Origin of the sequence: Enterobacter cloacae complex sp. 302F9, from assembly GCF_050030335.1 — a bacterium.
Taxonomy (GTDB): domain Bacteria; phylum Pseudomonadota; class Gammaproteobacteria; order Enterobacterales; family Enterobacteriaceae; genus Enterobacter; species Enterobacter hormaechei_C.
In genome coordinates this window covers 3,793,511-3,817,682 of record NZ_JBLGUC010000001.1, presented here as the reverse complement: position 1 = coordinate 3,817,682, position 24,172 = coordinate 3,793,511, and the positions used below count along the sequence as shown (strand labels likewise).

Here is a 24,172-nt window from a genome sequence, read left to right as displayed (position 1 = left end):
GGGAGCGTTTATGCTAAGGGTTTACCACTCAAATAGTCTGGATGTGCTGGAAGCACTGATGGAGTATATCGTTGAGCAAGAGCGTCTTGACGATCCGTTTGAGCCAGAAATGGTGCTGGTGCAGAGCACCGGTATGGCGCAGTGGCTGCAAATGTCCCTTTCGCAGAAATTTGGCATTGCGGCGAACATCGATTTTCCGCTGCCCGCGAGCTTTATCTGGGAGATGTTTGTTCGCGTCCTGCCGGATATTCCTGAGCAGAGCGCCTTCAACAAACAAAGTATGGCCTGGAAACTGATGACGCTGCTGCCGGACATGCTGGCGCATGATGAGTTTGCCATGCTGCGCCACTACCTGAATGACGACACCGACAAGCGTAAACTTTTCCAGCTTGCCTCACGTACTGCCGACCTTTATGACCAGTATCTGGTTTACCGTGCAGAATGGCTGATTCGCTGGGAAGCGGGAGAATTAGTCGATGGGTTACCGGAAGCGCAAATCTGGCAGGCGCCGCTCTGGAAAGCGCTGGTCGAGCATACCGGGAAACTCGGTCAGCCTAAGTGGCACCGTGCTAACCTGTACGATCGCTTTATCTCAATACTTGAGAACAGCGCAGAACGGCCAGCCCGTTTGCCGTCACGCGTGTTCATTTGCGGTATCTCCGCGCTGCCGCCTGTCTACCTGAACGCGCTAAAAGCGCTCGGTAAGCACGCTGATATCCATATCCTCTTTACCAACCCGTGTCGACACTATTGGGGGGATATTCAGGATCCGCGCTGGCTTTCACGGCTGGTCACCCGCCAGAGAAAGCGCCTCTTTGAAGAGCGCGCCGTGCCGCTGTTTAAAGACAGTGAAAACGCGGCGCAGCTTTTTGATGAAGAAGGGATTCAGAACCTGCCGAACCCGCTGCTTGCCTCGTGGGGCAAGCTCGGACGCGACTATATTTATCTGCTTTCAGATATCACCTCTTCGGGAGAAGGGGATGTGGATGCGTTTGCGGATATTACGCCGGACAGCCTGCTGCACAATATTCAGCTTGATATTCTGGATTTGGAAAACCGTGCCGTTGCCGGGATCACTGCCGAAGAGTTTGCGCGAAGCGACAAGAAGCGAAAACTGGATCCTGACGATCGCAGTATCGCGATCCACGTTTGCCACAGCCCACAGCGTGAAGTTGAAATTCTTCATGACCGCCTGCTGGCCATGTTACAGGACGATCCAACCCTGACACCGCGCGATATCGTGGTGATGGTGGCGGATATCGACAGCTACAGCCCGTTTATTCAGGCGGTATTTGGCAGCGCAACGGGCGACCGCTATCTGCCCTACGCAATCTCTGACCGTCGCGCTCGTCAGTCACACCCGGCGCTACAGGCCTTTCTCAGCCTGCTTTTGCTGCCTGATAGCCGGTTTATCTCTGAGGATGTGCTGGCACTGCTGGATGTGCCAGTTCTGGCCGCACGTTTCAACATTAACGAAGAGGGGTTGCGCTATCTGCGCCAGTGGGTCAACGAATCTGGTGTCCGCTGGGGTATCGACGATGATAACGTCCAGGAGTTCGAACTGCCTGCGACCGGCCAGCATACCTGGCAGTTTGGCCTGACGCGCATGCTGCTGGGGTATGCGATGGAGAGCATCCACGGCGAATGGAATGACGTGCTGCCGTACGATGAATCCAGTGGGTTGATCGCGGAACTGGTTGGTCACTTAGCCTCGCTGCTTATGCAGCTCAACCGCTGGCGCCGTGCGTTGATGCAGCCCCGCCCGCTCGAAGAGTGGCTGCCGATTTGCCGCGAAATGCTGAATGATTTCTTTCTGCCGGACAGCGAAACTGAAGCCGCCATGGCGCTTATCGAGAAGCAGTGGCAGGCCATCGTTGATGAGGGGGTTAATTCGCACTATCACGAGGCGGTTCCTCTTTCGCTTCTGCGTGATGAGCTGACGCAACGTCTCGATCAGGAGCGCATCAGCCAGCGCTTCCTTGCGGGGCCGGTGAATATTTGTACCCTGATGCCAATGCGTTCAATCCCGTTCAAAGTGGTCTGTCTGCTTGGCATGAACGACGGTATTTATCCGCGTGCGCTTCCACCTCTGGGTTTTGATCTCATGAGCGCACAACCGAAGCGGGGCGACCGCAGCCGCCGCGATGATGACCGTTATCTCTTTCTTGAGGCGCTGATGTCTGCGCAAAGCAGGCTGTATATCAGCTATATCGGTCGTTCAATTCAGGACAACAGCGAGCGTTTCCCGTCTGTGCTGGTGCAGGAGCTGGTGGATTACATCGGACAGAGCCACTATCTGCCGGGGGATGAAGCCTGCAACTGCGACGAAAGCGAACGTCGGGTGATAGCGCATATCACCTGTCACCATAGCCGTATGCCGTTTGATCCTGTCAATTACGTTCCTGATGAACTGCAAAGCTACGCCCGCGAGTGGCTTCCCGCAGCGAAGAAAGCGGGGACGCCGCAAACCGATTTTATTCAGACGCTCGAACCGCGCGTCATAGATACCCTCTCGTTTGAGCAGCTACAGCGTTTTTGGGCGCACCCGGTCCGGGCTTTTTTCCAGCAACGCTTGCAGGTGAATTTCCGCTCTGAAGAGAGCGAAATCCCCGATGCGGAACCGTTTATTCTTGATGGGCTGGAGCGTTTTAAGCTTAATTCCCAGCTTCTGAATGCGCTGGTTGACGAAGAAGACGCCAGTAAACTGTTCCGACGTTACAGGGCGTCGGGATTACTTCCGTATGGTGCATTCGGCGAAATCGTCTGGGATGCCCAGTGCGAGGAGATGCGAGCGCTTGCTGACCGCGTTATCGCGTGTCGGCAGCCGGCGAGCAGCATTGAAATCGATCTCGATTGTAACGGTATGCACCTCAGCGGCTGGCTCACGCACGTGCAGTCTGACGGGCTGCTGCGCTGGCGGCCATCCAGGCTCAGCGTTTCACATGGCCTGCAACTCTGGCTCGAACATCTTGTCTACAGTGCGAGTGGTCACGAAGGTGAAAGCCGGTTGTTTGTACGTAAGGACGGCGAATGGCGTTTCCCGCCGATGGAGCCTGAGCAGGCGTTGACGTATCTGTCGCTTTATATTGAAGGTTACCGTCAGGGCATGAACAAACCTCTGCTTTTGCTGCCTGAAAGTGGGGGGGCGTGGATAAAAGCCTGTTACGACGCGCAGAATGATGCCATGTTAACGGATGAGGCTTCGCTCCAGAAAGCGCGCAGCAAGTTTTTGCAGGCCTACGAAGGGAACATGATGGTACGTGGCGAAGGTGACGATGTCTGGTATCAACGTTTATGGCGAACGCTGGAGCCAGAATATTTCGACATTATCACCCAGGAGGCGCAACGCTACCTGTTACCGTTGTTCAAATTTAATCAGTCCTGAGCGCTGTATAAAAATTGCGCAGTATGAGGTGTTCATTTATGATGCACCTCTTATCACGGACTGATGTACCCAAAGAAAGAGATGCTGGCGTGTCCAGCACGCACGTTGTTAATGATGTAGCCGTGATAAAGAGGTCGTAATGCCAGGCAGCACCTTGTTCAAAGCGTTTGTTTTGTTTATCGCCCTTTGGGCTCCCGTCACTCAGGCCGATTCCGGTTGGCAACCTGTCAAGGAAACAATCCGTAAGAGCGATAAGGACACCCGTGAGTATCAGGCGATTCGTCTTGATAACGGGATGACCGTGCTGCTGGTTTCCGATCCTCAGGCGGTGAAATCGCTCTCCGCGCTGGTTGTGCCGGTGGGTTCGCTGGAAGATCCTGACGCCCATCCTGGACTGGCGCACTACCTTGAGCACATGACGCTGATGGGCTCTAAAAAATACCCACAGCCTGACAGCCTGTCCGAATTTCTGAAAATGCATGGCGGCAGCCACAACGCCAGTACCGCGCCGTATCGCACCGCGTTTTACCTGGAAGTGGAAAATGATGCGCTTGATGGGGCGGTGGACCGTCTGGCGGATGCCATCGCCGCACCGCTGCTGGATAAAAAATACGCTGACCGTGAACGTAATGCCGTGAACGCCGAACTGACGATGGCGCGCACGCGAGACGGTATGCGCATGGCGCAGGTTAGCGCTGAAACCATCAATCCGGCGCACCCGGGTTCGCGCTTCTCAGGCGGCAACCTTGAAACACTGAGCGACAAGCCCGGTAGCCCGGTGCTCGATGCGCTGCATGCGTTTCGTGAAAAATACTATTCCGCCAATCTGATGAAAGCGGTTATCTACAGCAATAAACCGTTGCCGACGCTGGCAAACATGGCCGCGCAGACCTACGGCAGGGTGCCAAATAAAAATATCGATCTGCCGCAGATTAACGTGCCGGTTGTCACGGACGCGCAAAAAGGCATTGTTATTCACTATGTGCCGGCCTTGCCGCGCAAGGTGTTACGCGTTGAATTCCGTATTGATAACAACACGGCGCAGTTCCGCAGCAAAACCGACGAGCTGGTGACGTATCTTATCGGCAACCGCAGCCCGGGTACGCTCTCCGACTGGCTGCAAAAGCAGGGGCTGGTGGAAGGTATTCGCGCTGACTCCGATCCCGTTGTAAATGGGAATAGCGGCGTGCTGGCCATCTCCGCGACGCTGACCGATAAAGGGCTGGCTCACCGGGACGACGTCGTTGCGGCCATTTTCAGTTACCTCTCTCTGCTGCGCGACAAAGGGGTCGATAAACGCTACTTTGACGAGCTGGCGCACGTGCTGGATCTCGATTTCCGCTATCCCTCTATCACGCGTGATATGGACTACGTTGAGTGGCTGGCAGATACCATGATCCGCGTGCCGGTGGAACATACGCTGGATGCGGTAAATATTGCCGACCAGTATGACGCCGGAGCGCTCAAAGCGCGTCTGGCGATGATGACTCCGCAGAATGCTCGGGTCTGGTATATCAGCCCGAACGAACCGCATAACAAAATGGCCTACTTCGTTGATGCCCCGTATCAGGTTGAAAAAATCAGCGAACAGACCTTCGCGGGCTGGCAGGAAAAGGCGGGGGAAATTGCGCTGACGTTACCGGAACTTAACCCCTACATCCCGGACGATTTCTCGCTGATCAAACCCGCAAAGGCGTATCCGCACCCGGAGCTGATTGTTGATGAGCCGACGCTGCGCGTGGTCTACACCCCAAGCCGCTATTTCGCCGACGAGCCAAAAGCGGATGTTAGCGTGGTGCTGCGTAACCCCAAAGCAATGGACAGCGCCAGAAACCAGGTGCTGTTTGCGCTTAACGATTATCTGGCCGGTATTGCTCTCGATCAGCTCAGCAACCAGGCTGCCGTTGGTGGTATCAGTTTCTCCACCAACGCCAATAACGGCCTGATGGTGAATGCCAACGGCTATACCCAGCGTTTGCCGCAGCTGTTCCAGGCGCTGCTGGACGGTTATTTCAGCTATACGCCTACGGAAGAACAGCTCGAGCAGGCTAAGTCCTGGTATGCCCAGATGATGGATTCTGCCGAGAAGGGTAAAGCCTACGATCAGGCGATTATGCCAGCACAGATGCTGTCGCAAATTCCGTACTTCCAGCGCGAAGATCGCCGCGCGTTATTGCCCTCAGTCACCTTAAAAGAGGTGCTGGCTTACCGTGATGCGCTGAAAACCAATACCCGTCCGGAGTTCCTGGTTGTAGGGAATATGAGCGAACATCAGGCTAAAACGCTGGCGCAAAACGTCCGTGCGCAACTGGGTTCAAAAGGCGATGAGTGGTGCCGTAACCAGGATGTGCTGGTAGAGAAAAAGCAGAACGTGATCTTCGAAAAAGCGGGAAGCAGCACGGATTCCGCGCTGGCCGCGGTGTTTGTCCCTGTCGGTTATGACGAATTTACCAGCTCTGCCCAGAGTGCGGTGCTCGGTCAAATTATTCAGCCGTGGTTTTACAACCAGCTGCGCACCGAAGAGCAGCTGGGCTATGCGGTATTCGCTTTCTCTATGAATGTGGGCCGTCAGTGGGGGCTGGGCTTCCTTCTGCAAAGCAGCGACAAGCAACCCGCTTACCTGTGGCAGCGTTATCAGGCGTTCTTCCCGCAGGCGGAAGCAAAACTGCGCGCCATGAAGCCGGAAGAGTTTGCCCAGATCCAGCAGGCGGTTATCGCCCAGGTGATGCAGCCGCCGCAGACGCTGGGTGAAGAGGCCTCGCAGCTGAGCAAAGATTTTGATCGCGGTAATATGAAATTTGATTCGCGTGATAAAATAGTGGCCGAAATAAAACAGCTGACGCCACAAAAGGTTGCCGATTTCTTCCATCAGGCGGTAGTAAAACCGCAGGGTATGGCCATCCTGTCTCAGGTTTCTGGCAGCCAGAACGGGAAAACGGACTACGTAAAATCAAAAGAGTGGACCGTCTGGAAGAGCGTCAGCGCGCTGCAACAAACTATGCCCTGGAGTAAGAAAGAATGACCCATACCGCTGAGCCGCTTGATCCCCTAAGTTTACCTCTACAGGGTGAGCGACTGATTGAAGCCTCAGCGGGAACGGGAAAAACCTATACCATCGCCGCGCTCTATCTGCGTCTGCTGTTGGGGCTCGGCGGCAATGCCGCTTTTTCGCGCCCGTTAAGCGTGGAAGAGCTGCTGGTGGTAACCTTCACCGAAGCGGCCACTGCCGAGCTGCGTGGCCGTATTCGCAGCAACATTCATGAGCTGCGCATCGCCTGTCTGCGTCAGACGACGGATAACCCCCTCTACGCGAGCCTGCTGGACGAGATTGCGGATAAACAACAGGCTGCGCAATGGCTGCTGCTTGCCGAGCGGCAAATGGATGAAGCGTCCGTCTTCACCATTCACGGTTTTTGTCAGCGCATGTTAAGCCTGAATGCGTTTGAATCCGGCATGCTCTTTGAGCAGCAGCTTATTGAAGATGAATCCGAGCTTCGCTATCAGGCCTGTGCGGATTTCTGGCGTCGTCACTGTTATCCATTGCAGCGCGACATTGCCGAAGCGGTTCACGCCCTGTGGAAAGGTCCGGAAGAGCTTCTTCGCGCCATCGACCGTTACCTGCAAGGCGAAGCGCCGGTCATTAAATCTCCGCCGCCTGCCGATGAAACGCTGGCCTCGCGCCATGAAAAGATCGTCGCCAAAATTGCGGCGCTTAAGCAGAAGTGGAATGAGTCGGTTGGTGAAATTGATGCAATCATCGAAAACTCAGGCATCGACAGACGCAAGTTCAACCGTGGGAACCAGGGGAAGTGGATCGAAAAGATCAGCGTCTGGTCCCAGGAGGAGACGCGGGGCTACCAGCTTCCGGACGCACTGGAAAAATTTTCGCAGCGCTTTTTGACCGAGCGAACCAAAGCCGACGGCATTGTGCCTGAGCATTCCCTGTTTGTGGCGATTGATGCGCTGCTTGCGGAGCCATTAACGCTCAATGACCTGATGATCACACGCGCCATGACGGAGATCCGCCAGGCCGTCGCGCGCGAAAAACGTCGCCGGGGCGAGCTGGGGTTTGATGACATGCTGAGCCGCCTGGACGAGGCGCTGTCCAGCGAGAATGGTGAAGCGCTCGCCAGCGCGATCCGTACACGTTTTCCGGTGGCGATGATTGACGAATTTCAGGACACCGACCCTCAGCAGTACCGCATTTTTCGCCGCATCTGGCGACAGCAGCCCGACACTGCCCTGTTGTTGATAGGCGACCCTAAACAGGCGATTTACGCCTTCCGTGGGGCAGATATCTTCACCTATATGAAAGCCCGTAGTGAAGTTGTCGCGCATTACACGTTAGACACTAACTGGCGTTCCGCTCCGGGGATGGTTGAGAGCGTCAATGCGCTGTTCAGCCGTATGGAGACGGCGTTCATGTTCAATGAAATCCCTTTCCTGCCGGTGAAATCCGCCCCAAAAAACGCATCCCTGCGCTTCGAAGTCAGTAGCGCGGTGCAACCCGCCATGACCTTCTGGCTGCTGGAAGGGGAAGGCTATGGGGTTGCCGACTATCAGGCGGCGATGGCCCAGCACTGCGCCGCGCAAATCCGTGACTGGCTGAGCGCAGGCGCGCGCGGCGAGGCGCTGCTTTGGCAGGGGGAACAGGCAAATCCTGTTAAAGCCTCTGATATTACCGTGCTGGTGCGCAGTCGTCAGGAAGCGGCGCTAATCCGCGATGCGCTAACGTTGCTGGATATTCCGTCAGTGTATCTCTCTAACCGCGACAGCGTGTTCGACACGCTGGAAGCCCAGGAAATGCTCTGGCTGCTTCAGGCGGTGCTGGCCCCGGAGCGCGAAAATACGCTTCGAAGCGCGCTGGCCAGCTCTATGCTGGGGTTGAACGCGCGCGATATTGATGAGCTCAACCATGACGAAAACGCATGGGATACGGTGGTGGAAGAGTTTGTCCATTACCGTGAACGCTGGCAAAAACGCGGCGTCATGGCGATGCTGCGCGAATTGATGACGCGGCGTCAGATTGCCGAAAATATGCTGGCGTCATCCGGCGGTGAAAGGCGTCTTACCGATATTTTACACATCAGCGAACTGTTGCAGGAAGCCGGCACCCAGCTTGAAAGTGAACATGCCCTCGTGCGCTGGCTGGCGCAGCAAATCGCGGATCCAAACAGTAACGCCTCAAGCCAGCAGATGCGTCTTGAGAGCGATAAGCATCTGGTGCAAATCGTCACCATTCACAAATCGAAAGGTCTCGAGTATCCGCTGGTCTGGCTGCCCTTTATCGCTAACTACCGCGTTCAGGATCAGGCCTATTATCATGATCGCGAGACTTTCGATGCGGTGCTCGATCTCAGCAAGGCGGAAACCAGCGTTGAGCTGGCGGAAGCGGAGCGTCTGGCGGAGGATTTGCGCCTGCTTTACGTGGCGCTGACCCGTTCTGTCTGGCATTGCAGCCTGGGCGTCGCGCCGGTTTTCCGCCGTCGCGGGGAGAAAACAGGGGAGAGCGATTTCCATTTAAGCGCCTTAGGGCGGCTTATTCAGCGTGGTGAGCCGAAAGATGCGGCGGGGTTGCGCCTCTGTATTGAGTCGCTTTGCGGAGACGATATCGCCCTCCATATCCCTTCTCTGCCAGACAACAGCCGCTGGGAAATGGCGCAAGAGCCCGCGACCGATCTTAACGCGCGCCAGATCACACGGGTGCTTGCCGACGACTGGCGCGTCACCAGCTATTCTGGCCTGCAACAGCACGGGCAAAGTATTGCGCAGGATCTCATGCCGAAGCTGGACGTGGATGCCGCAGGGGTGGGCGATGTTCCGGTTGAACCGACGTTAACTCCACATCAGTTCCCACGCGGCGCGTCGCCGGGCACCTTTTTGCACAGCCTCTTTGAAGAGCTTGATTTCACCCAGCCTGTCAGTGAGGAGTGGGTGCTGAAGATGTTGCAGAGCGGAGGCTATGACGCGCACTGGCAGCCCGTTCTCACTGACTGGATCAACGCCATTTTGCAGGCGCCGCTGACGACGCAGGGCTTCTCTCTTCGCCAGTTAACGGCTAAAAATAAGCAGGTTGAGATGGAGTTTTATCTGCCCGTCGCAGGCCCGCTTAAGGCCGACGCGCTCGATGCGCTCATCCGTCAGTACGATCCGCTGTCAGCCGGTTGCCCGCCGCTGAACTTCCGTCAGGTGCAGGGCATGCTGAAAGGGTTTATCGACCTGGTCTTCCGTCACGAAGGACGGTACTACCTGCTGGATTACAAATCGAACTGGCTGGGCGAGAACAGCGAAGCCTATACCCAGCAGGCGATGGCGGCAGCCATGCAAATGCATCGCTACGATCTGCAATATCAGCTCTATACCCTGGCGCTGCACCGCTATTTGCGCCACCGTATTGCGGATTATCGCTACGACGATCATTTTGGCGGTGTCATCTATCTGTTCCTGCGCGGGGTTGATGCTGCCGATCCGCGCTCCGGGATCTTCAGCACTCGTCCGGATGCGGAATTGATTAATAAAATGGATAACCTGTTTGCAGCAAACACGGAGGAGATGGCATGACGATGCAGGACTTATTGCTGGATGCGGTAGAGCAACGCGTGCTGCGTCAGCTGGACGTGCAGTTTGCCATGATGATTGCCGCTGACCAGCCCGCCGTGATGCTTGCCGCTGCCCTGTTGAGTAAAGATGCCGGAGAGGGGCATGTGTGTCTGCCGCTCTCGCGTCTGGTGGTTGACGAGAAAATGCCGCCTGTCCTCCAGTCCTGCTTTGCGCTGCTGGGAGATAAGGTGGACTGGCAGAAAATCTTGCGTGAATCGTCAGCCGTCGGGCCGGGAGACAACCAGGCACCGCTGATCCTGACGGGGGAGCGCTTATACCTGAACCGCCTGTGGCGAAACGAACTGACGGTAGCGCGTTTCTTTAGTGAGACCAATGCGCCGCTTCCCTGCGACGAAGCACAGCTTCGCCAGACGCTGGACAGGCTGTTTGACTCCGGTGAGGCCACAGACTGGCAGAAAGTGGCGGCAGCCGTCGCCCTGACGCGGCGGATCTCGGTGATATCCGGCGGCCCGGGAACCGGGAAAACAACGACCGTCGCAAAGCTGCTGGCAGCCCTGATACAGCTTTCAGGCGAGCAGCGATGCCGTATTCGTCTGGCGGCGCCCACCGGGAAGGCCGCGGCGCGTCTGACCGAATCACTGGGCGGTGCGATGCAACGGCTGCCGCTCACCCAGGAGCAGCTTGCGCTTTTCCCGGGTGAAGCAAGTACTCTGCACCGTCTGCTCGGCGCGCAGCCGGGTAGCCAGCGGCTGCGCTACCATGCGGGCAATCCGCTGCATCTGGACGTGCTGGTGGTGGATGAAGCCTCCATGATCGACCTGACCATGATGTCGCGCCTGATCGATGCGCTACCACCCCATGCGCGCGTGGTTTTCCTGGGCGATCGCGACCAGCTCGCCTCTGTAGAAGCCGGGGCGGTGCTGGGAGATATCTGTACCTACGCCAGTTACGGTTATACCGCCGCGCGGGCGCAGGAGCTCGCCCGTCTGACCGGTTGCTCGCTTGAACCCGATCACACGCCGATCGCGGGCGCACTGCGTGACAGCCTGTGCCTGCTGCAAAAAAGCTACCGTTTCGGTAGCGACTCCGGCATCGGCCAACTGGCTGCGGCGGTCAACCGTGGCGACAGGCACGCCACGCGCACGGTGTTTGACGGTTCCTTCACTGACATTGAAAAGAAATCGCTGCAAAGCGGGGAAGAGTATCAGGCTATGCTTGAGGAGGCTCTCCAGGGATACCAGCATTTTCTGAGCTGCGTGCAGCAGCGCAGTCAGCCCGGGCAGGTCATCGCCGCATTTGGCGAATACCAGCTTCTGTGCGCATTGCGGGAAGGGCCGTTTGGCGTCGCGGGCCTGAACGACAGGCTGGAGCAGCTGCTGGTGCAGAAACGCAAAATTAACCGTCAGCTGCATTCGCGATGGTATGAGGGCCGGCCAGTGATGATCTCCCGCAACGACAGTGCGCTGGGGCTGTTCAACGGGGATATCGGCATTGCGCTCTATCGCGGTAACGGTCTGCGCGTCTGGTTCCAGCTACCGGACGGTAGCGTGAAGTCCGTCCAGCCCAGCCGCCTGCCAGAGCATGAAACGGCATGGGCGATGACGGTACATAAATCTCAGGGCTCCGAGTTCAACCATGCGGCGCTGATCCTGCCGACACAGCTGTCGCCGGTTGTGACCCGCGAGCTGGTCTACACCGCCATTACCCGTGCGCGCCAGCGTCTTTCACTGTATGCGGATGAGCGCGTGTTGAGTCAGGCGATTGCCACCCGTACTGAGCGCAGAAGCGGATTAAGCGCGATATTTGAATCTGTTGAGTGAACGCCCTCTCCAGCAGGAGAGGGTGACTGTTATCCCAGGTCCGCCATTAACACCTTCGAGCGGCGCTGGGAGTTGTACATCTCTTTCTTACTTTCCGGCAGGGAATCAATATCCACCGGCGTGAAGCCGCGCTCCTGGAACCAGTGAATGCTGCGCGTGGTAAGCACGAACAGCTTGCTCAGACCCATCTGGCGCGCCTGTGCCGCCACGCGTTCAAGCAGCAGCTCCCCCCGTGAGGAGCTACGGTAATCAGGATGCACGGCGACGCACGCCATTTCGCCAATCTGCTCTTCCGGGAACGGATAAAGCGCCGCACAGGCAATGGTCAGGTTATCCCGCTGAATGATGGTGAACTTGTCGATCTCCATCTCCAGCTGCTCACGGGATCGGCGAACCAGAATGCCCTGTTGTTCCAGCGGACGGATCAGCTCCAGAATGCCGCCGATATCGTTGATGGTGGCACGGCGGATCTGCTCGGCGCTCTCCATGACGATCTGCGTACCGATCCCGTCACGGGAGAACAGCTCCTGCAACAGCGCGCCGTCTTCCTGATAGCTGATCAGGTGGCTGCGGCGCACCCCGCTACGGCACGCTTTAACGGCGCCGCGCAGAAAACGCACGGTACCGGAATAGTAATCGCCTTCTGCTTCCAGCGCTTCGACGCGCGCCTGGGCTTCATTCGGAAAAAGTTCTGGCACAATCACGCCCTCATCGTTCACAACACCCTGTGAGGAGCAAAAGCCGATCATTTTTTCCGCTTTCAGCTTGATGGCCAGCTGGGTGGCAATCTCTTCTGAGGTCAGATTAAAACTTTCACCCGTTACGGAGACGGCAACGGGTCCCATCAGGACGATCGCGCCATTATCTAACTGGCGGTGAATGGCTTCTTCATCAATACGGCGGATGCGGCCGCTGTGGCAGTAATCCACGCCATCGTCCACGCCGAGCGGCTGAGCGATGATAAAGTTGCCGCTCACCACGTTGATGTGCGCGCCCTGCAACGGCGTATTATTCAGGCTCATCGACAGGCGGGCGGTGATATCGAGCTGCAACAGACCCGCCGCCTGTTTGACCAGCTCGAGGGTTTTCGCATCCGTCACGCGCGTGTGTTTGTGGTAGATCGGCTCATGGTGATGGGCGGCCAGGTTGGCTTCGATTTGCGGACGTGCGCCATACACCACCACCAGACGGATGCCGAGGCTGTGCAGCAGGCCGATATCATTGACGATGCTGGAAAAGTTTTCATGCTCAATGGCTTCGCCGCCAAGCATGATGACAAACGTTTTTCCCCGATGGGTGTTGATATAGGGAACAGAATGGCGGAATCCCTGGACCAGTTCGGTTCTGCGTTCCTTAACCATGACACAACCCTTAGTGAATGTTTATTCGTAATTTCTGTATTTTTATTCGATTGTGGCCGCGTGTGCAAGCCTAAATTTTCTGCGACCCACAGAAAATAATAAGTAATCCGTGCGTTAACGTATGATTGTTTACCCTTTTATAGATGACAGTTTATGCGTCATTCGTTAAAGTTTTCGGTCAATTTGGGCGTTTTGTTCATTAATCAGATTTCTTGCTCGGGAGAAGCATGTCGGGATCCAATTCAGCAATAAGCCGCCGCCGCCTGTTAAAAGGGGCCGGGGCGATGTGGTTGCTTAGCGTCAGCCAGGTGGGTCTTGCCGCCACAAGCCAGGTAGTCGCGGTGCGCGTCTGGCCGTCGTCGACCTATACGCGCGTGACGGTCGAGTCCAATCGCGTGCTGAAATACAAGCAATTTGCCCTCAGCAATCCTGAACGTGTGGTGGTTGATCTCGAAGGTGTGAATCTCAACTCCGTGCTTAAAGGCATGGCAGCTCAGATCCGTGGCGACGATCCGTTTATTAAATCGGCGCGCGTCGGGCAGTTCGATCCGCAAACCGTGCGCATGGTGTTTGAGCTGAAGCAGAACGTGAAACCTCAGCTCTTTGCCCTTGCGCCTGTAGCCGCCTTTAAGGAGCGTCTGGTGATGGATCTCTATCCGGCGAATGCGACGGATATTCAGGATCCGCTCCTGGCATTACTTGAGGATTACAACAAAGGCGATCTCGACAGCCAGGTTCCGCCAGCGCAAAGTGGCCCACAGCCGGGTAAGGCGGGGCGCGATCGCCCGATTGTGATCATGCTCGATCCTGGCCACGGCGGAGAAGATTCCGGCGCCGTCGGGAAATATCGCACCCGCGAAAAAGATGTGGTGCTGCAAATTGCCCGTCGTCTGAAGGCGTTGATCGACAAAGAGGGCAATATGCGCGCCTACATGACGCGCAACGAAGATGTCTTTATCCCGCTGAAGGTCCGCGTGGCAAAAGCGCAAAAGCAGCGCGCGGATCTGTTTGTCTCTATTCACGCGGATGCCTTCACCAGCCGCCAGCCGAGTGGATCTTCAGTGTTTGCCCTGTCAACGAAAGGGGCGACCAGTACCGCCGCGAGATACCTGGCGGACACGCAGAACGCCTCGGATTTAATTGGTGGCGTGAGCAAAAGTGGCGACCGTTACGTCGACCATACGATGTTTGATATGGTGCAGTCGCTGACCATTACCGACAGCCTGAAGTTTGGTAAAGCGGTGCTGGGTAAGTTGGGCCGGGTCAACAAGCTGCACAAAAACAGCGTCGAGCAGGCCGGATTTGCGGTCCTGAAAGCGCCAGATATTCCATCCATTCTGGTCGAAACCGCGTTTATCAGTAACGTGGAAGAGGAACGTAAGCTCAAGACGGCTAAATTCCAGCAGGAAGTGGCGGAGTCGATTCTGGCGGGGATCCGGGCCTACTTCTCAGACGGGGAAACGCTGGCGCGGCGGGGGTAGGGCATTAAGCCGGGTATCACGCCCGGCATTTTCACAAACGCCAGATACAAAAAAACACCCTTCAGGGTGTTTATTGTTTTAAGAAGTGTTGGTTGCGGGGGCCGGATTTGAACCGACGACCTTCGGGTTATGAGCCCGACGAGCTACCAGGCTGCTCCACCCCGCGTCCGTGGAAGCGCACTATACTCGGATAGGTTTGTGATGCAACCCCTTTTTCACATAATTCATTATTTTGTATGCAAAATGAACGGCAAAAGCCACTTTGGACTATTTTTTGTGCAGAATTTGCCAAAGGGAAGGCGATTGCATTTCATTAACACGGTGGGTTTGTTATCTTCATCTCGCGGAATTGGGCAACTAAAAGACGAGATATAATGAAAGGACGTTGGGCGAAGTATCTGATGACAGGCGCAATGGTGGCGATTCTTGCGGCCTGCTCTTCCAAACCGACCGATCGCGGTCAACAGTATAAAGACGGGAAGTTATCCCAGCCTTTCTCTTTAGTTAACCAGCCAGACGCCGTGGGCGCTCCGATCAATGCCGGAGACTTCTCCGAGCAGGTCTACCAGATCCGCACTGCTTCTCCGCGTTTATACGGTTCGCAGAACAACGTCTATAGCGCCGTCCAGGACTGGCTGCGTGCAGGCGGTGATACCCGCAATATGCGCCAGTTTGGTATCGATGCCTGGCAGATGGAGGGGGCGGATAACTACGGTAACGTCCAGTTTACCGGTTACTACACTCCGGTTGTCCAGGCGCGACACACACGCCAGGGCGAGTTCCAGTATCCCATTTACCGTATGCCGCCGAAACGCGGTCGTCTGCCGTCCCGCGCCGAGATCTACGCTGGCGCGCTGAGCGAAAATTACGTGCTGGCCTACAGCAACTCGCTGATGGACAACTTCATTATGGACGTGCAGGGCAGCGGCTATATTGATTTTGGCGACGGCTCGCCGCTGAACTTCTTTAGCTACGCCGGGAAAAATGGCCATGCCTATCGCAGCATCGGTAAGGTGCTCATCGACCGTGGCGAAGTGAAACGAGAAGATATGTCGATGCAGGCGATCCGCGAGTGGGGCGAAAAACACAGCGAAGCGGAAGTGCGTGAGCTGCTTGAGCAGAACCCGTCGTTTGTCTTCTTCAAACCGCAGAACTTTGCGCCGGTGAAAGGGGCGAGCGCCGTCCCGCTGATTGGCCGCGCTTCTGTGGCATCGGATCGTTCGATTATCCCGGCAGGTACTACGCTGCTGGCGGAAGTTCCACTCCTCGACAACAACGGCAAATTCAACGGCAAGTATGAATTACGCCTGATGGTGGCGCTGGACGTGGGTGGGGCGATCAAAGGCCAGCACTTCGACATTTATCAGGGCATCGGCCCGGATGCCGGCCATCGTGCAGGCTGGTATAACCACTACGGACGCGTGTGGGTGCTGAAGGCAGCGCCGGGTACCGGAAACGTATTCAGCGGCTGATTGTGGTATTCTGAGGGCAAGACGGATTACGGTTCAGGGTGAGGAATACCTCACCCTTTTTACATCTGAGGTTTTATGTCTGTGGTAATCAGCGATGCCTGGCGCCAGCGTTTCGGCGGCACGGCACGGTTATATGGTGAAAAAGCCCTGCAACTGTTCGCGGATGCGCATGTCTGCGTGGTGGGCATTGGTGGTGTGGGTTCGTGGGCGGCAGAAGCGCTGGCGAGAACCGGCATTGGCGCAATTACGTTGATTGATATGGATGATGTCTGCGTCACTAACACTAACCGTCAGATCCACGCCCTGCGTGATAACGTCGGTCTGGCGAAGTCCGAGGTGATGGCGGAGCGTATTCGTCTCATCAACCCGGAGTGTAGGGTGACGGTGATCGACGACTTTGTGACGGCAGATAACGTCGCGGAGTACATGAGCAAAGGCTACAGCTATGTGATTGATGCCATCGACAGCGTGCGGCCAAAAGCGGCGCTGATCGCTTACTGTCGTCGTTACAAGGTGCCGCTGGTGACAACGGGCGGCGCGGGTGGACAAATTGATCCGACGCAGATCCAGGTGGCGGATCTGGCGAAGACCATTCAGGATCCGCTGGCCGCTAAGCTGCGCGAGCGCTTAAAAAGCGACTTCAACGTGGTGAAAAATAGCAAAGGCAAGCTGGGCGTGGACTGTGTGTTCTCGACAGAAGCGCTGGTTTATCCGCAGGCGGATGGTTCGGTCTGTGCAATGAAAAGCACGGCGGAAGGGCCAAAGCGGATGGATTGTGCCTCAGGGTTTGGAGCGGCCACCATGGTGACCGCCTCCTTCGGCTTTGTGGCGGTCTCTCACGCCCTGAAGAAGATGATGGCGAAGGCGGAACGTCAGGCCTGAGCCTGATGGGCGGCATCCAGTACCGCGTCGTTTAGCGCAATCAGTCCCTGACCGCGCGAGGCGCTAAGCTGCGCGCGAAGTCCCAGCTCATCAAACAGCGCCAGCGGAGAATGCGCCAGCAGCTCTGCGGCGCTTTTCCCTTCGATTGCGGTCAACAGCACCGCCAGCAGACCGCGAACAATGCGTCCCTCGCTGTCGCCGAAGAAATGCAGTTTCTCTCCGGATACGCTAAACCCAAGCCAGACGCGGTTCTCGCAGCCTGCGATCTCCTTCGCCTGTGATTTCAGCTCGTCTGACAGCGTGGGCAACTGTTTACCCAGCAGGATCAGCTGACGATATTTATCTTCCCACTGCGTGAGCGGGACGAAGGTCTGTTTTAACGTCTCTTCAGTAATAACGGTGCCGAACGGGTGCCCGGCTAAAGCTGAACTTGTCATTAATCCACCAGTAATTCCAGGGCGCGGTCGACGGCGGAAACCAGCGCATCGACGTCGCTTTTTGTATTGTACGGTGCAAACGAGGCGCGCAGGGTACCGCTCACGCCAATGGCCGCCAGCAGCGGCTGGGCGCAGTGCTGTCCGGCACGCAGGGCAATGCCGTATCCGGCAAGCAACGTCACCATGTCGCTATGGTGCACGCCCGCGAAATCAAAGGCGAGCAGGCTGGAGTCCTGGACGCGGAACGAACGAAAACCCGGACGTTTTTTCAGTTCTTCTTCCGCCAGCGTCGCCAGACCCCGGCTCCAGCTTTCAGCCTGAACCACGTCCGTTTCTGCCAGCCATTCGAGCGCTGCGCTCAGACCGATAACCCCGGCCACGTTTGGGGTACCGGCTTCCAGGCGGTAGGGTACATCCTGCGTTTTAAAACCGTCGAAGGTGACTTCGGTAATCATCTTGCCGCCGCCGAGCCACGGCGTCATCCGGGCCAGCAGTTCAGCTTTGCCGTACAGCGCGCCGATACCGGTTGGCCCGTACAATTTGTGTCCTGAGAAGGCATAGAAGTCGATATCCAGCGCCTGAACGTCAGCCGGAAAATGCACCACACCCTGCGCACCGTCGACCATCACCACCACGCCGCTGGCATGGGCAATCTCAATGGCACGCGCCAGATCCGGGCAGCCGCCGGTGACGTTGGACATCTGCCCCAGCGCCAGAATACGGCTGCGCGGCGTAATCAGCTCAGGCAGACGCGCCACGTCAGGCAGGAAGTCCGCACCCAACGGGAGCTTTACAACCTGTGCCCCGGTTTGTTCGGCCACCATCAGCCAGGGTACCAGGTTGGCGTGGTGTTCCGCCTCGCTGACGATGATCTCATCCCCGGGCTGCAACAGCGGACGCGCGTAACATTGCGCCACCATGTTAATGGCCTCGGTGGTGCCCCGCGTCCAGACGATGTTCTTACCGCTGTCAGCATTGATCAGGCGCGCGACCTGATCCCGTGCGGCTTCGTATTGCGCCGTTAAGCGCTGCGCGTCGGCATACTGGCTGCGGTGCACGTTCCCGGCGCTCAGGCTGTAAAACTGGCGGGTTGCCTCAATCACCGCCTGCGGTTTAAGGGCCGTGGCGGCGCTATCAAGATAAATGCCGGCATCGGCCAGCGCAGGAAACTGTGCGCGAAACTGCGCAGGACTGAAAGCGTTCATGGAATTCCTCATATCGATTCTACGATCGTCGCGCAAATTCATCGGCAGGGCAAGGAAGTTGATATCTATCAGATTTGTCTGCTTATCCTGGCGAGTCTGAAAAAGCAGGTTATGCTAAATAGTGTTAGGCGGATGTTTTAGCCTGTTATAAATCGAGGTTTGAATAGCATTAATTGCTAAAGGAGATAATCATGAAAAAGACAGCTGCAATCATTTCTGCCTGTGCGTTGACCTTTGCCCTGAGCGCCTGTTCTGGTAATAACTACGTAATGCATACCAACGATGGTCGATCTATCGTCTCTGAAGGGAAACCGACAACCGATAATGATACCGGGATGATTTCTTACAAAGATGCTAACGGGAACAAACAGCAGATCAACCGCAGTGACGTGAAAGAGATGAAGGAAATCGAGCATTAACAGGTAGATAAGCGAAAAAAAAGCACCGCAAGTTGGCGGTGCTACATTAATCACTATGGACAGACAGGGTAAATGTACAGGAAGTGAAAAATTGGTAGCGTTGCTACCGTGGTCTGAATCGCAGACCAATTGCAAACACAACAACACAACATCACAACCGTAAGCCAAAAGCCCTTCAGAACACGCATTCCAAAAAAAGCTTTTCGTTCCGGCTCAGGAAGTGCCGCCACTATAGGTATTTGCTGGTAGTTCCTCAACGGACAAATTATAATGGCTCAGATAAAAAAAACTAATAGGTTAAACGTTGTTTCCTATATGTTAAATTTCGTTAACATCTAAGCCAGATAACCATGTCCAAGCGATTGCCACCCCTAAATGCATTACGTGTTTTTGATGCAGCAGCACGCCACCTCAGCTTCACCCGCGCAGCCGATGAGCTTTTTGTGACACAGGCCGCAGTAAGTCATCAAATCAAGTCTCTGGAGGATTTTCTGGGGCTTAAGCTGTTCCGTCGACGCAACCGTTCGTTGCTGTTGACCGAAGAGGGGCAGAGCTATTTTCAGGATATTAAAGAGATTTTTTCCCAGCTGACGGAAGCCACTCGCAAGCTTCAGGCCCGGAGCGCAAAAGGCGCTCTGACTGTGAGTTTATTGCCCAGTTTTGCCATTCAGTGGCTGGTGCCGCGACTCTCAAGCTTTAACTCAACTTATCCGGGAATCGATGTCCGAATCCAGGCGGTGGACCGTCAGGAAGACAAGCTGGCAGATGATGTGGACGTGGCGATTTTTTACGGTCGCGGTAACTGGCCGGGCTTGCGTGTGGAAAAATTATACGCAGAATATCTGTTGCCGGTCTGTTCACCGCTGCTGCTGACGGGGGATAAAGCGCTCAAAACGCCCGCCGATCTGGCGCAACATACGCTTTTGCACGATGCTTCGCGTCGCGACTGGCAAACTTATACCCGCCAGTTAGGTCTTAATCATATAAACGTGCAGCAGGGGCCCATTTTTAGCCACAGCGCGATGGTGCTACAGGCTGCCATTCACGGGCAGGGCGTGGCGTTGGCAAACAACGTTATGGCGCAGTCCGAAATTGAGGCAGGCCGTCTGGTTTGCCCATTTAACGATGTACTGGTCAGCAAGAATGCATTTTATCTGGTTTGTCATGACAGTCAGGCAGAACTGGGTAAAATAGCCGCTTTCCGGCAGTGGATACTGGCGAAAGCGGCAAGCGAGCAAGAAAAATTCCGCTTCAGGTATGAACAATAACGTTTGTGTGCCGGGCACGCATCAATTCAGGACTTAAACATGACCAGCCGATTCATGCTGATTTTCGCCGCGGTGAGTGGCTTTATTTTTGTAGCTCTGGGCGCGTTTGGCGCGCATGTCTTAAGCAAATCTCTGGGCGTTGTGGAGATGGGCTGGATCCAGACCGGCCTTGAATATCAGGCGTTCCACACGCTGGCGATTTTTGGGCTGGCGGTGGCGATGCAGCGCCGCATCAGCATCTGGTTTTACTGGAGCAGCGTCTTTCTGGCGCTGGGTACCGTACTGTTCAGCGGCAGTCTTTACTGTCTGGCGCTGTCGCATTTACGCCTGTGGGCGTTTGTTACACCTGTCGGCGGCGTCAGCTTCCTGGCGGGTTGGGTGTTAATGTTTATCGGAGCTATCCGTCTGAAACGCAAGGGCGTTGTTCATGAATAAGGTTGTTTTATATTGTCGCCCGGGGTTTGAGAAAGAGTGCGCCGCGGAAATCACCGATAAAGCGGCGAAGCGTGAAGTCTTCGGATTCGCTCGCGTCAAAGAGAACGCGGGCTATGTGGTATTTGAATGCTATCAGCCTGATGATGCCGACAAGCTGGCGCGCGAACTGCCGTTCAGCTCATTGATTTTCGCCCGTCAGATGTTTGTCGCGGGCGAACTGCTGAAAGATCTTCCGCCGGAAGATCGCATCACGCCGATTGTTGGCCTGTTGCAGGGTGTGGTGGAGAAGGGCGGCGATTTGCGCGTGGAAGTGGCCGACACCAACGAAAGCAAAGAGCTGATGAAGTTCTGCCGTAAGTTCACCGTGCCGCTGCGCGCGGCGCTGCGTGATGCGGGTGTGCTGACAAACTACGAAACGCCAAAGCGCCCGGTCGTGCATATCTTCTTTATTGCGCCAGGATGTTGCTACGCCGGCTACTCGTATACCACCAATAATTCGCCGTTCTTTATGGGGATCCCGCGTCTGCGCTTCCCGGCAGATGCGCCGAGCCGTTCAACCCTGAAGCTGGAAGAGGCGTTTCACGTCTTTATCCCGGCGGACGAGTGGGACGAACGTCTGGCAAACGGCATGTATGCCGTCGACCTTGGCGCGTGCCCGGGCGGCTGGACCTATCAGCTGGTGAAACGCAATATGTGGGTTTCGTCTGTGGATAACGGCCCGATGGCGCAAAGCCTGATGGATACCGGGCAGGTCACCTGGCTGCGTGAGGACGGCTTCCGCTATCGCCCGAACCGCAACAACATCTCCTGGATGGTGTGCGACATGGTAGAAAAACCGGCGAAAGTCGCGGCGCTGATGGCCTCCTGGCTGGTGAACGGCTGGTGTCGTGAGACGATTTTCAACCTCAAGCTGCCGATGAAAAAGCGCTACGAAGAGGTGTCGCAGAACCTGGCCTATATTCAGCAGCAGCTGGACGAACACGGGATTAACGCGGAAATCCAGGCGCGTCAGCTTTATCACGACCGCGAAGAAGTGACGGTCCATATCCGTCGCTGGTGGGCGGCAGTGGGTGGGCGTCGCGACGAGCGATAACGTTTGTAACGCCCGGTGGCGCTGCGCTTACCGGGCCTACAAAATCGTGTAGTTGTTTTAACGTTCTAACCTTAACTGCTGTAAATTCCCGTCCAGCTGTAAATCCGTCTGTAGCGTCGCCACCTCCCGGCAGATAAACGCCATCTCTTTATGCGCCTCCAGCTTTTTGCGCCATTTTTCCGGCACTTCATCAAGCCTGGCGTAAATTCCTTCCAGACTCTGAAACTCCGTCAGCAGCTGTGCGGCGCTTTTGGGTCCAATACCGGCGACACCCGGCACTTTAGAGCTGCTGATCCCCGCCAGCCCCCAGTAATCCGGCAGTTGCTCAGGCGATACGCCAAACTCGCTGGCAATGAATGGCGCGTCCAGCCAGCGTTTTTGAAAGTAGTCCCGGATGCGGATCGTTGGAGAGAGCAGCTGGCAGTAGCCTTTGTCGGTTGAAACGATAGTCGCCTGATGCCCGGCGCTCGCGACTTTAACCGCCAGCGTTGCGGCTAAATCGTCAGCCTCATTACCGTGGGCGCCCCAGCACGGAACGCCGCGCTGCTCAAAGGCCGCGCGGATAGCGGGCATTTCTGCGTGCAGATCGTCCGGCATCGGCGCACGTCCGGCTTTGTAGTCCGGCAGGCGCTGGTGCCGCCAGCCGGTATTGCGTGCTTCATCGTCGAATACGGCAACAGCGTGGGTGGGTTCGCTATGGCGAATGAGCTGCTCCAGCGCGTGTAAACAGGTGTCCTTGCAGGGGGTGCCCTGTACCGCATGAATACGGCGAATCAGGTTAAGTGCATCGACGATAAGCAAATGAACGGCCACAGATAATCTCCCTTCTGTCTGATAGGTGAAGGGTAACACTGAGCGCAGCATGAAACTATGAATGGTGGCGAAAACAGGAAGAAGCCTCGCAAAACGAGGCTTCCTGAGAGGCTTAATCGCAGGTGACGATCTTCATCGCCAGGCCACCGCGGGAAGTTTCGCGGTATTTGGCGTTCATATCTTTACCGGTTTCGTACATGGTTTCGATAACCTTGTCGAGGCAGACGCGCGGTTCGCTGGTACGACGCAGCGCCATACGGGCCGCGTTCACCGCTTTCACAGAGGCGATGGCGTTACGCTCGATGCATGGCACCTGGACCTGTCCGCCGACCGGATCGCAGGTCAGCCCCAGGTTATGTTCCATGCCGATTTCCGCCGCAATACAAACCTGCGCAGGACTTGCGCCCAGTAATTCGGCCAGACCCGCCGCCGCCATAGAGCAGGCGACGCCCACTTCACCCTGACAGCCCACTTCCGCGCCGGAAATCGAGGCGTTCATCTTGTACAGTGAGCCAATCGCACTGGCGACCAGCATATACCGCGCGAGTGAGTTTGCATTCACTTCACGGATAAACTTGTCGTAATACGCCAGAACCGCCGGAACAATTCCGCACGCCCCGTTGGTTGGCGCGGTGACGACGCGGCCACCCGCGGCGTTCTCTTCGTTCACCGCCAGCGCGAACATGTTGATCCAGTCGACGACGGCCATCGGGTCGGTGGTGGTTTTGTCGGTGCTGACCAGCATGCGGCGCAGCGCAGCCGCACGACGCGGAACACGCAGTTTACCCGGCAGCACGCCTTCGGTGGTGATCCCGCGCTCAATGCCGCTGCGCATCACTTCCCAGACGTTAGCGAAGTGCTGTTCCAGCTCCTCTTTGCTGTGCAGGGCCAGCTCGTTTTTCATCATCAGGCCGGAGAGAGAAAGCCCTGTCTCCTGGCAGTGACGCTGTAAGTCGGCCGCGTTTTTGTAAGGGTACGGCACATCAACGGCAGAATTGGTGCTTTGACCAAAATGGTCCTCGTCGACGATAAACCCGCCGCCGATGGAGTAATACGTCTGGCTGTAAACCGCTTTGTCGCCGGCCAGCGCGGTAATGCGCATGCCATTCTCGTGCAGCGACAGGTTATCCGCATGGAAATTCATGCAGTGATCAACCGGGAATTCAACCTCATGCTCGCCGTTCGCCAGCAGCAAACGACCGTGGGTGTTCACGTCCTGGATAAAGCCAGGTATTGCATCAATATCAACGGTATCCGGCAGATTACCCGCCAGCCCCATGATAATGGCAATATCGGTATGGTGGCCTTTACCGGTCAGGGAAAGGGAACCATATACATCGACAACCACGCGGGTGATGTCGTGCAAAATGCCGCGTGCAATCAAGTCATCCGTGAATTGTTTACCGGCTTTCATTGGTCCGACGGTGTGAGAGCTAGAAGGACCAATACCGATTTTGAAGATATCGAATACGCTAATCATGATGCGTCCATTGCTTCAGTCAGAGGGGAGAAGTGCGCCGTCCGCAGACGGCGCAGGAGG

16 protein-coding genes and 1 tRNA gene are annotated in these 24,172 nt (G+C 56.2%); 11 read left to right on the top strand and 6 right to left on the bottom strand.

Annotated features, from left to right (window positions below):
• Positions 1-10: 10 nt before the first annotated feature.
• From recC to recD, 4 genes are all read left to right on the top strand, one after another.
• Positions 11-3,385 (top strand): exodeoxyribonuclease V subunit gamma, encoded by a 3,375-nt coding sequence (recC, locus tag ACQG0T_RS18460; RefSeq protein ID WP_023295355.1) that lies wholly within the window; start codon positions 11-13, stop codon positions 3,383-3,385.
• A 139-nt stretch (positions 3,386-3,524) separates the two neighbouring features.
• On the top strand, positions 3,525-6,407 hold the full coding sequence (gene ptrA / locus ACQG0T_RS18455) for a pitrilysin (protein ID WP_032102913.1): 2,883 nt from the start codon (positions 3,525-3,527) through the stop codon (positions 6,405-6,407).
• Positions 6,404-9,946, top strand: a complete 3,543-nt coding sequence (recB, locus tag ACQG0T_RS18450; protein WP_271040444.1) for an exodeoxyribonuclease V subunit beta — start codon at positions 6,404-6,406, stop codon at positions 9,944-9,946. Before ptrA ends, recB begins: the two co-directional genes overlap by 4 nt.
• Complete coding sequence (gene recD / locus ACQG0T_RS18445; RefSeq protein ID WP_271040443.1) at positions 9,943-11,766, top strand: exodeoxyribonuclease V subunit alpha; 1,824 nt, start codon at positions 9,943-9,945, stop codon at positions 11,764-11,766. Before recB ends, recD begins: the two co-directional genes overlap by 4 nt.
• 29 nt (positions 11,767-11,795) lie before the next feature.
• On the opposite strand, the gene argA is transcribed toward recD, so the two are convergent.
• On the bottom strand, positions 11,796-13,127 hold the full coding sequence (gene argA, locus ACQG0T_RS18440; RefSeq protein WP_271040442.1) for an amino-acid N-acetyltransferase: 1,332 nt from the start codon (positions 13,125-13,127) through the stop codon (positions 11,796-11,798).
• Positions 13,128-13,354: 227 nt separating this feature from the next.
• On the opposite strand from argA, the gene amiC reads away from it, so the two are divergent.
• Complete coding sequence (amiC, locus tag ACQG0T_RS18435; RefSeq protein ID WP_017382840.1) at positions 13,355-14,608, top strand: N-acetylmuramoyl-L-alanine amidase AmiC; 1,254 nt, start codon at positions 13,355-13,357, stop codon at positions 14,606-14,608.
• Between the two features lie 89 nt (positions 14,609-14,697).
• Here the strand turns inward: amiC and ACQG0T_RS18430 are convergent.
• Positions 14,698-14,774 (bottom strand) — tRNA-Met (locus tag ACQG0T_RS18430).
• A gap of 208 nt (positions 14,775-14,982) precedes the next feature.
• Between ACQG0T_RS18430 and mltA the strand changes: the two genes are divergently transcribed.
• Both mltA and tcdA read left to right on the top strand, forming a co-directional pair.
• A complete protein-coding gene (gene mltA, locus ACQG0T_RS18425; RefSeq protein WP_015571742.1) occupies positions 14,983-16,080 on the top strand; it encodes a murein transglycosylase A in 1,098 nt (365 codons plus the stop codon).
• Between the two features lie 75 nt (positions 16,081-16,155).
• On the top strand, positions 16,156-16,962 hold the full coding sequence (tcdA, locus tag ACQG0T_RS18420; RefSeq protein WP_006811804.1) for a tRNA cyclic N6-threonylcarbamoyladenosine(37) synthase TcdA: 807 nt from the start codon (positions 16,156-16,158) through the stop codon (positions 16,960-16,962).
• Here the strand turns inward: tcdA and csdE are convergent.
• Positions 16,953-17,399 carry a cysteine desulfurase sulfur acceptor subunit CsdE gene (gene csdE / locus ACQG0T_RS18415; RefSeq protein ID WP_015571740.1) on the bottom strand — a complete coding sequence of 149 codons (447 nt, stop codon included), beginning with the start codon at positions 17,397-17,399 and terminating at the stop codon, positions 16,953-16,955. The genes tcdA and csdE overlap by 10 nt on opposite strands.
• Positions 17,399-18,604, bottom strand: a complete 1,206-nt coding sequence (gene csdA / locus ACQG0T_RS18410; protein ID WP_015571739.1) for a cysteine desulfurase CsdA — start codon at positions 18,602-18,604, stop codon at positions 17,399-17,401. The genes csdE and csdA overlap by 1 nt, the downstream gene beginning before the upstream one ends.
• A 191-nt stretch (positions 18,605-18,795) precedes the next feature.
• On the opposite strand from csdA, the gene ACQG0T_RS18405 reads away from it, so the two are divergent.
• From ACQG0T_RS18405 to rlmM, 4 genes are all read left to right on the top strand, one after another.
• Entirely contained in the window at positions 18,796-19,023 is a 228-nt protein-coding gene (locus tag ACQG0T_RS18405; protein ID WP_015571738.1) for a YgdI/YgdR family lipoprotein, read from the top strand.
• Between the two features lie 350 nt (positions 19,024-19,373).
• The gene (gene gcvA / locus ACQG0T_RS18400) at positions 19,374-20,291 is read left to right on the top strand and encodes a glycine cleavage system transcriptional regulator GcvA (protein ID WP_003862758.1); all 918 of its coding nucleotides are present in this window, start codon (positions 19,374-19,376) and stop codon (positions 20,289-20,291) included.
• A gap of 39 nt (positions 20,292-20,330) precedes the next feature.
• Complete coding sequence (locus ACQG0T_RS18395; RefSeq protein WP_003862756.1) at positions 20,331-20,726, top strand: DUF423 domain-containing protein; 396 nt, start codon at positions 20,331-20,333, stop codon at positions 20,724-20,726.
• Positions 20,719-21,819: a 23S rRNA (cytidine(2498)-2'-O)-methyltransferase RlmM gene (gene rlmM / locus ACQG0T_RS18390; protein WP_003862754.1), complete on the top strand. Its 1,101-nt coding sequence runs from the start codon at positions 20,719-20,721 to the stop codon at positions 21,817-21,819. Before ACQG0T_RS18395 ends, rlmM begins: the two co-directional genes overlap by 8 nt.
• A gap of 57 nt (positions 21,820-21,876) precedes the next feature.
• Here the strand turns inward: rlmM and xni are convergent, their stop codons facing one another.
• Both xni and ACQG0T_RS18380 read right to left on the bottom strand, forming a co-directional pair.
• Positions 21,877-22,632 carry a flap endonuclease Xni gene (gene xni, locus ACQG0T_RS18385; RefSeq protein ID WP_023295348.1) on the bottom strand — a complete coding sequence of 252 codons (756 nt, stop codon included), beginning with the start codon at positions 22,630-22,632 and terminating at the stop codon, positions 21,877-21,879.
• 112 nt (positions 22,633-22,744) lie between these two features.
• Complete coding sequence (locus ACQG0T_RS18380; RefSeq protein WP_015571736.1) at positions 22,745-24,112, bottom strand: L-serine ammonia-lyase; 1,368 nt, start codon at positions 24,110-24,112, stop codon at positions 22,745-22,747.
• Positions 24,113-24,172: the final 60 nt, after the last annotated feature.